13 protein-coding genes are annotated in these 12,034 nt (G+C 43.8%); 8 read left to right on the forward strand and 5 right to left on the reverse strand.

Features of this window, described 5'->3' with window-relative positions:
• Nucleotides 1-280 precede the first annotated feature (280 nt).
• Entirely contained in the window at nt 281-2,068 is a 1,788-nt protein-coding gene (locus GJ688_RS16380) for a methyl-accepting chemotaxis protein (protein ID WP_155477610.1), read from the reverse strand.
• 402 nt (nt 2,069-2,470) lie between these two features.
• Between GJ688_RS16380 and GJ688_RS16385 the strand changes: the two genes are divergently transcribed.
• Both GJ688_RS16385 and GJ688_RS16390 read left to right on the forward strand, forming a co-directional pair.
• Nucleotides 2,471-2,614, forward strand: a complete 144-nt coding sequence (locus tag GJ688_RS16385) for a hypothetical protein (protein ID WP_155477611.1) — start codon at nt 2,471-2,473, stop codon at nt 2,612-2,614.
• A gap of 64 nt (nt 2,615-2,678) precedes the next feature.
• Nucleotides 2,679-2,918, forward strand: a complete 240-nt coding sequence (locus GJ688_RS16390; RefSeq protein WP_155477612.1) for a hypothetical protein — start codon at nt 2,679-2,681, stop codon at nt 2,916-2,918.
• A gap of 150 nt (nt 2,919-3,068) precedes the next feature.
• On the opposite strand, the gene GJ688_RS16395 is transcribed toward GJ688_RS16390, so the two are convergent.
• The gene (locus tag GJ688_RS16395) at nt 3,069-3,263 is read right to left on the reverse strand and encodes a hypothetical protein (protein ID WP_155477613.1); all 195 of its coding nucleotides are present in this window, start codon (nt 3,261-3,263) and stop codon (nt 3,069-3,071) included.
• A 307-nt stretch (nt 3,264-3,570) separates the two neighbouring features.
• Between GJ688_RS16395 and GJ688_RS16400 the strand changes: the two genes are divergently transcribed.
• The 6 genes from GJ688_RS16400 to hepT all read left to right on the forward strand — a co-directional run bounded on the left by GJ688_RS16400 (nt 3,571) and on the right by hepT (nt 7,019).
• Nucleotides 3,571-4,368 carry a hypothetical protein gene (locus GJ688_RS16400; protein ID WP_170292089.1) on the forward strand — a complete coding sequence of 266 codons (798 nt, stop codon included), beginning with the start codon at nt 3,571-3,573 and terminating at the stop codon, nt 4,366-4,368.
• Between the two features lie 200 nt (nt 4,369-4,568).
• Entirely contained in the window at nt 4,569-4,949 is a 381-nt protein-coding gene (locus GJ688_RS16405; RefSeq protein WP_155477615.1) for a ParA family protein, read from the forward strand.
• A gap of 140 nt (nt 4,950-5,089) precedes the next feature.
• A complete protein-coding gene (locus tag GJ688_RS16410) occupies nt 5,090-5,308 on the forward strand; it encodes a hypothetical protein (RefSeq protein ID WP_155477616.1) in 219 nt (72 codons plus the stop codon).
• A gap of 5 nt (nt 5,309-5,313) precedes the next feature.
• On the forward strand, nt 5,314-5,895 hold the full coding sequence (locus GJ688_RS16415; protein WP_155477617.1) for a hypothetical protein: 582 nt from the start codon (nt 5,314-5,316) through the stop codon (nt 5,893-5,895).
• A gap of 253 nt (nt 5,896-6,148) precedes the next feature.
• Entirely contained in the window at nt 6,149-6,568 is a 420-nt protein-coding gene (gene mntA, locus GJ688_RS16420; protein ID WP_155477618.1) for a type VII toxin-antitoxin system MntA family adenylyltransferase antitoxin, read from the forward strand.
• 25 nt (nt 6,569-6,593) lie between these two features.
• A complete protein-coding gene (gene hepT / locus GJ688_RS16425) occupies nt 6,594-7,019 on the forward strand; it encodes a type VII toxin-antitoxin system HepT family RNase toxin (protein ID WP_155477619.1) in 426 nt (141 codons plus the stop codon).
• Between the two features lie 259 nt (nt 7,020-7,278).
• On the opposite strand, the gene GJ688_RS16430 is transcribed toward hepT, so the two are convergent.
• Genes GJ688_RS16430 through GJ688_RS16440 form a run of 3 tightly spaced genes read right to left on the reverse strand, consistent with a single transcriptional unit; the run spans nt 7,279 to nt 11,845 of the window.
• Nucleotides 7,279-8,571 (reverse strand): Wadjet anti-phage system protein JetD domain-containing protein, encoded by a 1,293-nt coding sequence (locus tag GJ688_RS16430; RefSeq protein ID WP_155477620.1) that lies wholly within the window; start codon nt 8,569-8,571, stop codon nt 7,279-7,281.
• Between the two features lie 3 nt (nt 8,572-8,574).
• Nucleotides 8,575-11,448, reverse strand: coding sequence for an AAA family ATPase (locus tag GJ688_RS16435; RefSeq protein WP_155477621.1), 2,874 nt, complete (start codon nt 11,446-11,448; stop codon nt 8,575-8,577).
• A complete protein-coding gene (locus tag GJ688_RS16440) occupies nt 11,441-11,845 on the reverse strand; it encodes a hypothetical protein (protein ID WP_155477622.1) in 405 nt (134 codons plus the stop codon). Before GJ688_RS16440 ends, GJ688_RS16435 begins: the two co-directional genes overlap by 8 nt.
• Between the last annotated feature and the right edge of the window lie 189 nt (nt 11,846-12,034).

Consider the following 12,034-nt stretch of genomic DNA (forward strand, 5'->3'; position numbering starts at 1 on the left):
GGATCCCCTATTCATTCCCCAACTTGAACCGGGAACAAAGGTTGTTTTTACAGGCGATGGGAACACCAGATCTCCCTGGTGAAACTGGCACCGGGCGAGTCATACGATCACTATCGAAATTTACTGGAGCAGCTGTTGAAAAATTAGTTGGACAAGTACAGGGATTTTCAAACGATGCAGAAAAGCCGTCTCCTGCTAAATGCAAGCAGGAGACGGCTTTTTTCATCGATCTGGGCAGCATAGGGCCACAAGTTTGAGGTCAGGATGTTTTCGAGTGCGATTAGAATTTGAAGCCAGTCACTAGATCATTCAGGCTATCCAAATAAGTGATGGTATCGTTAGACATTTTTCTTATTGTATTTACGTTGTTCAATATGTCTGAGGTCTGAGTTGCCACTTGGGATATCCCGTCGGCGCTTTCCCCGGTGCTCACAGTGATTTGATTCATCGCTCGCGTAATATGGGTCATCGTCTGGGTGATCTGTTCGCAAGTCGACTGAAACTCTTGCATAAATGCTTCTAAATGTTTCGCATCAGCGTCATATTGGTCACCGATGGTAAGGAGTTTTCCATAACTGCTTATAATTTCATGATCCATAAATTCGATCGCTTTCCCCGATGTTTCGGCTAGATTCGTTACGGAGGAAAGAGCTACATTTACAATCTGTTGGATATTTGTTACTGTCTTCGCGGATTCTTCGGCAAGTTTACGGATCTCTCCCGCAACGACAGCAAAGCCTTGGCCCACTTCGCCTGCTCGTGCTGCTTCAATCGCCGCGTTTAAAGCTAAAAGGTTTGTTTGTTCAGTAATTCGAAGAATCGTATTGGCTAAATCGTTTATTTTCTCAACTTGTTGAGATTCTTTCATTGCAGATGTTAATTGGGATTTGATGTTGAAGAAGACCTCTTTTGCCTGTTCGTTCGAAGCATGGGCTTCATCCTTAAGAATTGCTGCCCTTTGTTCTATGTGTTGAGTGATCTCAACCCCGTGAGATGCTCTTTGATTCATCTTTTGGGTGCGGTCATAAATCTCTTCAATCGTCGAGTTAATCTCTTGTGTAGCGGCAGCCGATTCTTCCATCGCCGCGTTAATTTGTTGTGTGATGGTCGATGTCGTAAAGGAACTACGGTTTAGCTGTTCGCAAGACAGGTTTACTTCTTTAACGTTTCCTGTAATCTGTGCGGAAGAATCGATCACCTGTTGAACAAAATAGTGAACTTGTCCAGTCATATCATTTACCGCCGCAGCTAGATCGCCAATTTCATCCTGACTTTGTACGTTCGCTTTTCGAATCGTGATTTTTCCGAGATCGTCCCGCTCGATACTTTCCATCATGATGCTGAGGGAATCGGTGATTTTACGACTCAAAAACAGACCGACAGCACCTGAAATCAACAGGGAGATGCAAGAAAAGAACATCAGAACAGTGATTTGCCTTTTAGTCGCATCCCATGATTCTTGCTTCGCTTGGTCAACGATCAAATCAATATCATCGACATAGTTACCAGTACTAATCACCCAACCCCATTCGGTAAAGAGCTTAGAGTAAGCCCGTTTTGGGGTAAGTTTGCCGGTACCCACATCTTCAGGTTTCTCCCAGAGATATTCTGAAAAACCATTATTTTTACCCTGGGCAGCTTTGATAACTTCCTGGATCACAAAGACGCCCTTAGGGTCTTTACTGTCTTTCCGATTCGATCCTTCTTGTTTGGTTAACATAGGGTGAGCAATTAAGGTGTAATCAAGGGCATCTATCCAAAAATAACCGTCTTTCTTTTCACCGTAACGGAGGGATTTGATGGTGTCGTAGGCGAGTTTCTTTGCTTGAACTTCGGATAATTCCCCGCTGATTTGTTTGTTATATGCGTAGACGAAGAGTCCATACGCCTGATCGACTTGGTTTTTAATCAGATTATCATACTGGATAAATAGTTGTTTCTTTTGGTTCATTAAATCTTCTTGAGATTTTTGATAAGCATTCCAAACAGATGAACCGCCAATAAATAGGGTTAATAAAAACGTAGTTACCATAATCGCTGCCATGATTTTATGCTTTATCTTTCTCAACTTTTGTACCTCCTTGCAAAAACAATACAATTAACTTAGCATAAATTCCTCAAAAGGTTAAAATATCCTCTATTCTTTCTATTGATTTCATAAGAAATTAATATTTGTAATTTTACGAAATTTCAAAAATGATACCTACATCATTGATGTCGATCATGTTCTTTCAGGATTTCCACGTTTTTGGCCAGTTCGCTGATGGCGCTGCTCAGCATCTCGAGCCGACCCTCCATGCGAATGAGCAGGTACTTTATTGCTTGACTACGTAATTTCTCTCACGCATCTGTATGGTTTGGTCCATAAGAATAAAGTGATCGATATTTATAACCTGCAAAATGATGACAAGGTTGATATAGAGATGATCTTAGAGCTTATTTAGCCCCGAAAAGGAATTTGACAACAAATATGCAAAAGGAAGACAAGGTGGAGCTTTGGTCGATCGGCCTTCGTTTTTCTCACTATTTCGAACGTTGTCGAACTACCGTAGGCGTAACGTTAGGCGTCAAATCCAGTGCAGCCACAGTCGTAACGGCGAAAGAAACGTGCTAAACTGGGAAAGAAACGTGCTATACTGGATGTACTTGAAAAGTAGCCCCCTGGGAGGGATTTAAGGGTGAACAATGAGGAGTTTCAACGCATTGTGCTCCAAGAATTGAAGGAGCTAAAAGAAGGCCAAAAGGAAATACATCGTCGCTTGGATCGCATGGAGCGTAGCCAAGAAGACGATATCGTGGGGATGCTGAAAACCATCAGTCGTAAGATTGACGATCTTCAAGAGGATCAGCGATCCATGACTGCAATCATAGGTGAGCATGAAGTTAAAATCCGTACTCTTTCCAGAAGGCCCGTTTAGGAGAATAAAGTCGCATTGTGGACATACATTTCCCGGCAAACAAACTGGACCACTTCTTGTATCGGTACAGACAAGAAGGTCCAGTTTTTCTTTATTTGCTCTCCGTTATAGCATTGCACCCCGGCGACGTGGTTACCATCCCTCCCGTGGTCAAGCACTGGCATGGCGCGGCGAGTGTCGGAAGGTAAAGCGATCCAAATGATTCTCGATGCGAAATATAAAAATCCGGTGACCGACGGTACCGTGAAACCGGCCCAATCGGATTTCAAAAAGAGGGTTGTCCACTTCGAGCAACAGACTGAAATCGCCTTGAACGATGATCGGGTTTGATGGCTGATAGCTCATAAGAAGGCATGTGCTCCTTGCCTGGAATTTATGTTCTTGAATTGTTGGTATGATTATAGTATAGATGGGGCAACTCGTGTATTTTTACCTGTTCTCCGCTTAAATACGCGGTGGGATAGGTCGAAAGATCATTGGCGGTGATTCAAACAATTTCTTCAGAGCGATAACAGGTTCATCCTTTTGGAGAGTAGAATTATTATTAGAAGATAAAATAGTCGGCAATCGAAATGGGTAGACCTGTCTTTATCATTAGTGTAACTATGGAATTGTGGCTGCTTCAATGCTGGCGGAAGGGATTGGAACGATTATGATACCTACATTTAAACTCAACAAATACACAAGCACACTGCTGCTTACGATGTTCTTGTCTCTGCCCTTATTTGTTGCTGTACCCATAGCGGCCTCAGTGGATCCGGTTGCACAGGCAGAAGCCGCGGGCATAGAGGATTTTCAAAATGCGCCAGAGACTTCTCAACGTCTGTCTTATCTTGATGACTCCCTAGAAAATAAGGGTTCGTCTGAAATAAAAAATCCCGATATAACGCGGGATGTTGTCATCGGACTTCTCAAAGCACAAGGAGCACAGAAAGAATATTTTTGGGATGGCCTCTATTTTAAAACATTCGATATCGACGGTGATGGCGATGAAGAAATCATCGCTAAAATTGACGGTGCCGTTCACCTCGGTGAATTTTTTATTTTTGACCGACAAATGGACGGCCAATACCGGCTCGTCGCTGAAGAGCCTTGGAAAGTAGAATCCTTTAATGACCTTACACCGATAGAAGTAGGCCGGAAAAAAATCTATGAAGTCGTTCAACGGGATGGTGGTACAGGGCTTGATGTATTTACAGCCCATTTGGTGTACTTTGAAAAGGGGGTTCTTCACAAGGTCTGGCAAGGGACGCTGATGGAGCGGGTAGCTATGTGGCCCCACGAAAACCGGTTAACCGTCGGCGGCTACCGTTATGATTCACTCAGTCAGAATCTTTACGTCTGGAAAACCAGCTTGCCTATGGATCAAAACGGCGAAGATATAATTGAGGGAAGCGGCCAAAGCACATTCGAAATGCTTCATTTTAATGGCTCGATTTTTACCAAGTAGAAGACCTAATCCCAAGGTCAACAAGAATCCCCTGTCGCCTCATAACGAAGTGATAGGGGATTCTTGTTTTCACTTTAATTCTGCCGGTACAAATCCAATACAATATCTCCCTTTCTTTCCCAGGCCAGGACAAGCTATGCGTTGCTTCTTTATCTCATAACAATTAGACAGGCACACCTGGTGAAGGGGGAAACCAATAGATGATCATATCGGTTATCAATTATAAAGGCGGTGTAGGTAAGACAACCATGACCGCCAATATTGCGGCTGAGATGGCTTACCGTGGCAAAAAAGTACTTGTTCTTGACTTAGATCCGCAGACAAATTTGACCTTTTCTTTTTTGACGGTAGAGCAATGGCAGCATTCTTATCAACATCAAACGATTAAACGTTGGTATGATGCATTCATTGATAAGGACGAGGAACTGGACTTGAAAGATTTTATCACCCGACCGGAACGAGCCCATAAACGATTGCGAGCATTAGAAGCGACTGGAATCTTGGACTTAATCCCGTCTCACTTGGACTGCTCATTCCGGCGAAACCGGACTATCTATCTACCTTGGGAATTAGCGAATTAAAGCAGCATTTGAATCAATTGATTGAAGATTACAATTCAAAGGCGCAAATGGAGCCTTATGGATACAAACCCATTTGTCCCTATTGGCTCGGGGTTGTTTTTACGATGGTAGGCTTGTGAAAAAACGAGCCCTACCAAACGTTGCAGGATTATATCGATAGGGTAAAACGCCAGCAAATCGGTACTTTTGAAACGCTCATCACCGAAAACAAAACCGATTATAGTGAAGCCCCAGAAAAGGGTATCCCCGTCGTACTTACGCCGGCAAGTAAGGATAGATATGCCTCGATCCACATGCGATTAAAAGCATTGACGAGCGAAGTGGAGGCGAAAATTCAACAAATGAAGAGCGGGAGATGAAGTGAATGACCCACAGAAAGGATGAGTTATCGAATCTATTGATGACATTTGCGGTTGCGTTACAGGAAATTTCCCCAGAAGAATATGAGCAACTTAGCCAAGGAAAAGGGAGTTGGCGATTCGTCTCAAACCGTTATCATCAATGCCCGCGAGAACCAAATCCAAAGGAAACGATACTATCTGATGATCCCGTGGAGGGATCTATCGAGGAACGAGAGAATGGTTTTATGGATAGTTCCGATTCGCATCGTCAAAAAACAAAAGAAAAACCGCAACGAAGGAAGACCAAAGGGGAATCGAAATCGACAACTCAAAAAGATTCTCTAATGGTAAATGAAGAATTAATTCAGCAATCGGCAAACTTGTTGCTTACCTATGATAAACGTGAAGAAGCTCGTCGTTACATCATGAATGCAAAACATCTCTCGAAAAAAGCGGATTTAGAGAAACTGGCTGGCCTATTGAACATTCGTATCCGAAAATCAGAAGCCAAGTCAAATATCCTCGATCGAATTGTGGAAGCGACGGCGGGGCTAAAAGCAAACACGATGGCTATTGAAATGACGAACGTAAGACGAAGGGATTGAGTTCCCTCTACCGAAAGAGAATTGACCCATGGACATCCGTCCGATTATTTATCGGCCGGTGCGCTTTCTTACTTAATTGTGACCTGCAAGAAGGAGACTTTGAAAAAAGAAGCCCTCTTGCAAGTCGCTTATGTTTTAGAAGAACGGTTACCTAGTAGCAATAGTCATAAATATATGGTAAAATATAGAAATATTGAACTGGCTTTTTAAAAGATAGTGTATAAACAAGTGAGTTTTAACGGAAGTGAAATTCATGAGCATGGAAAAAGTCATCGAAGAAGTGAAAAATGTTTTGTATCAAGAACAAACAGTGAGTTCCGCTTACCTTTTTGGTTCTATCGCCAAAGGGCGCTATCGGGCGGACAGTGACTTGGATATCGCCGTTTTATTTGTACCTGGTTTGAATAAATTGAAGCGGTTTGAGCTTCGTCTCGAGCTGATGGGTTTGCTTGAGGAAATTTGCCAGCGAAGGGTCGATTTAATAGACTTACTTGAGGCACCCCTTTTTCTACAACATCAAGTTCGTAAGTATGGAAAACTAATCGTAGAAAAAGATCATGCCTACCGCGTAAGATATGAGGTGCAATCGAGAAGAGAATATTTTGACTTACAACCCGTCTTAGAACGCCGCCAAAGAGCTTTATTAAAAGGATTTGTAAAGGATTCTTTATGAATAGTCGCTAAGAGGTGATAGAGCTATGGTTGATCAGCGATTGATGTCTCAAAAAATAAGCCTTCTTGTAGAATATCTGCAAGATCTAAAAGAAGTTCGTGATGATGAGGCCCTTTCTCTTCCGGTTTTTCAAGCAGACAAGAAATTAAAACGCTATGTGGAGAGGACTCTGCACTTGGCAATTGAATGCTGTTTAGATATAGGGAGTCACATCATAGCGGATGAAAGATTCAGAGAGCCAATGAGCAACAAAGATATTTTTGTTGTTTTAGCAGAGGAGGGTGTCATTAATAGAGAGTCCCTATCATCACTTCAAGGTATGGCGAAATTTAGAAACATCTTAGTTCACGACTACGCAAAAATTGATTCGGAAATCATCTACGGCGTCCTCAAAAAGAACTTATCAGATATCGAAAATTACGTAGAACAATTGGTTAAGAAATACTTGTAAGGCCGATAATTATATTCTGTACCCTGAAACCACGAGGGCTTGGTTTTATCGGTTAAGTATACTTTTAATTAACATCGTAAAACTAGAATTGGCTTGAACGGGCCGTTGATGATGGAATTCAAATTGAGTTTTGCCCGGTAAGCCGCCCGGATCAAAAACGTTGGTTACGTCTTTATGGACAAAGTCTGAGAGATTTTTGGGAAGTGCTGTGGCTGAAAACCACGGCTTTTTTGTTTGTCGAGGTTTAGGTTGTCGAGGATCAGGGCAATCGGTCCCGGATAGCTTCATAGTAAAGTAGAAGCTCTTCCTGCTCCATGTTCTTTCCGTCCTTAACGAAGTCAATGACGTCTGCAAACCAATGGGATAGTTCGTCATCTTCTAATAAAAGACGATTGCATCCTTGATATTTACCAGAACTTAAGGCGAGCTCGTTAGCGGTCATGAGTACAGGCTTTGCCACCCATCCCTGTCTCTGTACATGACGGATGATGTCTAGCGCTATTTGGAGTCCTTCGGCATCTAAGTCGGACCACACATGCACAGGTACCTGGGTCATCTCCAAGACCTTATTGAGAAACTGCTTTTTCAGTGTGGACATGTAGCCTTCACTATAGAGAAGCAGAATGTCCGGTGAATCAACATATCTTTTTTGCAGCAACTTTAAGAATGGGGCTAGGTTTTCGATGACGAGGATAGTCGATATTTTGGCTTCGACAGGCTTTAGGCCTTTGGCTGTTTCTTCCGTGATGATGACTGGGAATCCGGCGAGCCCTGACAGGGGGTGTCCGTGAAAGGTAAAGGAGATATCACCATGGAAGTAGATTTGTTCCGGTGTTAGGTTTAGTTTTATGGAGCTATCGATATACTGATGGGCTAGCTTAGTAAGTTCATGCTTAAAACGTTCGAGAATTTTACTTTTACCCCATACCCGTTGGGAAATGATCCGAAGGGGTTCATCGACATTCTTTTCGTAGTTGTAGAGAAGGTAGGCCAATGCGAGGATGATTGACCGAAATGTAATCCATGCCTTTGGGGTAACAGAAAAATCTTCGGTCGGGCCAGCTATCTTTTCATTATGGACGAAGTCTTGTAGTGTTGAAGAAAAGGGATGCTTGATACCTCGGAGGATGCTTTTAATCTCACTTTCTAATGCTTCCAGATCTTTTTTGGGGTTCCTAGAGTCTTTGTGGGTTGCGGTAAGTTCTTCTTGTGCTCTGAGATCGAGTTCAATGATTTTCTCTATCCAGAGACGTCCTTTTTGGGGCTTCTTGTTCTCATAGATAATGGTGATGATCCCTTCCGCTAATAGCAATGCAAGAGCCTCTTGAAGGCGGTGTGCGGAAAACGATTTGGACCCCTTTTTGAATAGGGCATTGTGATATTTTTTCCCCTTCAGTAATTCATCGATAATGAATTTCATCTCGTGCTGGAACCCGTGGGGTTTTTCCATGCTTTTGAACACACCAGGGTACACGAGGCTGCTGCGAATCATCTGAAAGGGATACCGATAGCCATCTCGGTAGACTAGATCTTCTTTAATATGGTTGTCCATCGGCTACATCCGTTTTCGCTGAAAAATCATCGGGTCGGCAAAGTCTTTCCCGGCATGGCAGACTTTGCAATGATACGCGTGATCGATCCAATTGACCGTCTTGAGGGACTCCCCTTGTTGATGGGTAATGAAGTACTGAATGTCCGTCGCTTGAAGGAGTTGGCCGACCTCGTTGCCGCGATCGTCGTCAACGCGGGCTTTTGGTTCATCGAGAAACATGATAGGGATCTTCTTGTGTTCCTTCCGATTGTTTACGGCAGCCAAAAGTAACAACAGGCTCGTGCATGCTTTCTGTCCGGAAGATAGTTCGCCAGAGTCGATCGGGACCGGTTCTTTGCCGTCGAAGCCGATAGACATGTGCAGTTCCCACAAGTCTGGGTTTTCACCGACTTCGATGATGCGACCCTTACCTTTGGCCTGAAGTAGTTCGGCAAACGAGGAAAACTCATGGGTATATTCATTAAATTCCGATTTGATAAAACCTTTGAGTTCATGTAAGGCGTCATCGGCGTTTTTTTGCAGTTCAACTCGTTTTTCTTCTAATTCATTGAGGTGCAGCTTCAACCGTTCCACCCGATCGACGCTTACTTCGAGGTTTTGCAAGGTGGCCTCATTGATGTCCGGGTATTGCGTTGCAAAAAAGCTCGTTTTTTGCTCCAAATGGGTTTTTTCTGTGAATAGTTCCGAAGATGTTAGAAGATTCCCGTTTGTATCTTTAAACTTCTGACTGTGGATATCTTGGGGAATGAAATCGATATCATTATCGGTAAGACCTAGCTGTAAGAGTGCTTCTTTTTGCTGTTGCCGTGAACTTTCCTTTTCAACGAGATATTTGCTTTTGCTGGTGATGATGTCGTTAATCTGTTTCTGATCGGTTTTAGTGCTTGTTTCTTCGAGATTTGTTCTCGTCAGTTTTCCATTGTGATCAGATTGGAGGTTATAGAGGTGATGTAGTTTATCGGCGGTCTGTTTTTGTTGTAGCCGTAATGAAGCAAGCTCTTTGTTGAGAGAAGAAAAGTGTTGTTGCAGATGTTCCAGCTCGGTGACTTTCTCCGGAAGCTCTTGCAGCTCTTGCTGCAGGGTAATTTCCTTTTCCAGGCCTTCTATTCTTGTTTCAGCTTCATCGAACTTGGATTTCAAAGCACGCTCTTCTTCGGTTTTAGCGGCAAGTAAAGCCTGCGTATTTTCGATCTCTGCCTGGATGGCCAGCGTCCCACAGCAAAGACCTTTTGGATCACGGAATATTGCCCCATCTCCGTCTTGCTGTAATCCTTTTTGGGTGATGCTGACGATTCCTTTTTTGGCGAGTTCATGACCTTGTTCGACCGTGTCTACTAGAAATACAGAGTGAAGACGGGTAAGGTAACCCCCTACTTTCTCTTTTTCGGATATCTCAAGGACGGAGAGTATGGAAGGATAGGGAACATCGTGCGTAGGCAGGAAGGGCGTCATTTTGCGGTATTCACTGACCCTCGCCGTATACCGATGTGTTTCTTGCAGCTTTTTCGCGGCGACGAATTGGTTCGGGGAGACGATAATTCGAAATCGCTCTTGGCCCAGATAAGCTTCTACCGCTTGCTGCCACTTTTTGAACTCAGGTTTGATGCGAATCGCTTCGGCAAGGAGCAGGTGTTCGATTCCTTCTTGTTGGAGCGTGCGGACAAAAGGGGATACATACTTGGGATAGACTGGACGATTGCTTTGAAGTGTGTGAAGGCGCTGGTGTAGTTCGGTCAGAGTGTCCTTCGCTTGGGTATGATCATAACTGCAATGGTGGTAATGCTCTTTCGCTTCTTCATATTGACGATGCAACTCGTCGAGGTTTTGCGTAGGAAATTGGGATAAGCGATTCACCGTAGCGGAAAGATTGGTGATATCCACGTTCAATGAGCCGATATTCTCGGAAAGGGATGGGATTTTCTCATTTGTTTCTGTCTCTGTTTTTCTCAGTTGGCTGATTTGGGCGTTTAGGTTGTCTAGACTCTCCTGGAATTGTTTTTTTTCGAGGCGAATCCGGTGGATTTTGTCGATGGTATGGTTCAGCTTGTCTCTTTCTTGAGATATCTCGAACTGCAATCTCTCCATATCCTGCATGAGTTCCCAGAAGTGAATAATCCCATGGGTTTTACGGACCTGCTCCAGGGCAAGAAGCTCTTCTTGATATTCATGAAAAAGTTTGGCTTTTCGCTGGAGGTCTTTTACGATTAACTCTTTTTCTTTGAGTTCCTTTTCTTCGCTTTCAATCGTGATTTGGTGTTGCTCGTATCGTTCCCGCGCGGTTTGCCAGCGATCTTTGATGTCTTTTAATCCTTTCAGTTCAAAGATGCGCTGGAACAAGGTGCTTGGCGACAGTTCTACCATGTTTTTGACGGAGTCGGGATTCATGGCCATGAGCTTCCGAAATGCAGGAGTGATGCCCAAACAATCTTCCAGCATATCTCGGTAGTCGTCCTGGGTCATCAAGGCTTCTTTATATGCCTTCGGGTTTCGGGCCAACTCATTGATGTCATAGAACGCACCGTCGAATACGCTGTATTCTTTATGGAATCGACCATCGCTGTGTTTGAAGACGCGACAGCATACGGTAACCTCATCACTGCGGTATCCGTGCCTCTCAAAAGGACGAACCCCATTGACCGGTTCGTTGTGAAAAGCGACCCGAACGATGGCCCAGTTGCTTTTTTTGTGGATATAATGGGCAACTGTCCGTTTGCTCTCGAATGTGGTATCGCCTAAGACCATCCGAATCCCATCAAAGATGGTGGTTTTTCCGTGGCCGCTGGAACCGACAAATGCGTTTACCCGAGGATTTGCCGGATAGGGTTGTTTTGTCGTGGGCAAATATCCCCAATAGGCGGTCGAAAAGTCTTTAATCATTAACTGTGATCACCTCTTCACGATGTACACGATCTTTTCGATCGTCATTTTCTTCCGTAGGTTTATCGACGGATTCAGCCATTGCTCCCGGATATCCCATCGTCATCCCTACGAGCACCGATTGATAGACGGAGGACACTAAGTCGCCGTGCAGGGTGTACAAGGCCGGGCCGGGTCGGACGATATCGTTCGTAAGGGTAACATAAAAAAACTTTTTCAGTGTTTTTAACAGTGATTTCATGACGACCATGGCGTTTCGTTGCCTACGCTCCAGAAATTTTTCGCCATAGTTGAGCCCGAGTTCTTCGACCGTGACAAAGAGATCTTTTTCCGCCTCGACGTGCCCTTCCTTTTTCGGGAGGATCAGTTTGGCATAGAGAATCGTTAACAGGGCCATGTGTTTCTTATTAACTCAAGTTTCGCACACAGAAATAGGCAAGTAAGCCTTGATATAGTTGGGTAAAGAGCCAATCCATTTCTGGAGTTGACTTTTAATCAAAGCGGCTAACTTCTTGTTGCAGTTTTTAACGACATCATCAATAATCGACCAAAGTTGTTGAAGAGCCACCGCCCATTCCAAATCATT

It is taken from the genome of Heliobacterium mobile (genome assembly GCF_009720735.1).
GTDB classification, from domain to species: domain Bacteria; phylum Bacillota; class Desulfitobacteriia; order Heliobacteriales; family Heliobacteriaceae; genus Heliobacterium; species Heliobacterium mobile.

What these genes read in the sequence shown, in the direction of transcription:
- GJ688_RS16440 (WP_155477622.1), bottom strand. Translation starts at nt 11,845, where the DNA reads ATGGCCCTGTTAACGATTCTCTATGCCAAACTGATCCTCCCGAAAAAG.
- hepT (WP_155477619.1), top strand. Translation starts at nt 6,594, where the DNA reads ATGGTTGATCAGCGATTGATGTCTCAAAAAATAAGCCTTCTTGTAGAA.
- GJ688_RS16385 (WP_155477611.1), top strand. Translation starts at nt 2,471, where the DNA reads ATGCAAAAGGAAGACAAGGTGGAGCTTTGGTCGATCGGCCTTCGTTTT.
- mntA (WP_155477618.1), top strand. Translation starts at nt 6,149, where the DNA reads ATGAGCATGGAAAAAGTCATCGAAGAAGTGAAAAATGTTTTGTATCAA.
- GJ688_RS16430 (WP_155477620.1), bottom strand. Translation starts at nt 8,571, where the DNA reads ATGGACAACCATATTAAAGAAGATCTAGTCTACCGAGATGGCTATCGG.
- GJ688_RS16395 (WP_155477613.1), bottom strand. Translation starts at nt 3,263, where the DNA reads ATGAGCTATCAGCCATCAAACCCGATCATCGTTCAAGGCGATTTCAGT.
- GJ688_RS16415 (WP_155477617.1), top strand. Translation starts at nt 5,314, where the DNA reads ATGACCCACAGAAAGGATGAGTTATCGAATCTATTGATGACATTTGCG.
- GJ688_RS16405 (WP_155477615.1), top strand. Translation starts at nt 4,569, where the DNA reads ATGATCATATCGGTTATCAATTATAAAGGCGGTGTAGGTAAGACAACC.
- GJ688_RS16400 (WP_170292089.1), top strand. Translation starts at nt 3,571, where the DNA reads ATGATACCTACATTTAAACTCAACAAATACACAAGCACACTGCTGCTT.
- GJ688_RS16435 (WP_155477621.1), bottom strand. Translation starts at nt 11,448, where the DNA reads ATGATTAAAGACTTTTCGACCGCCTATTGGGGATATTTGCCCACGACA.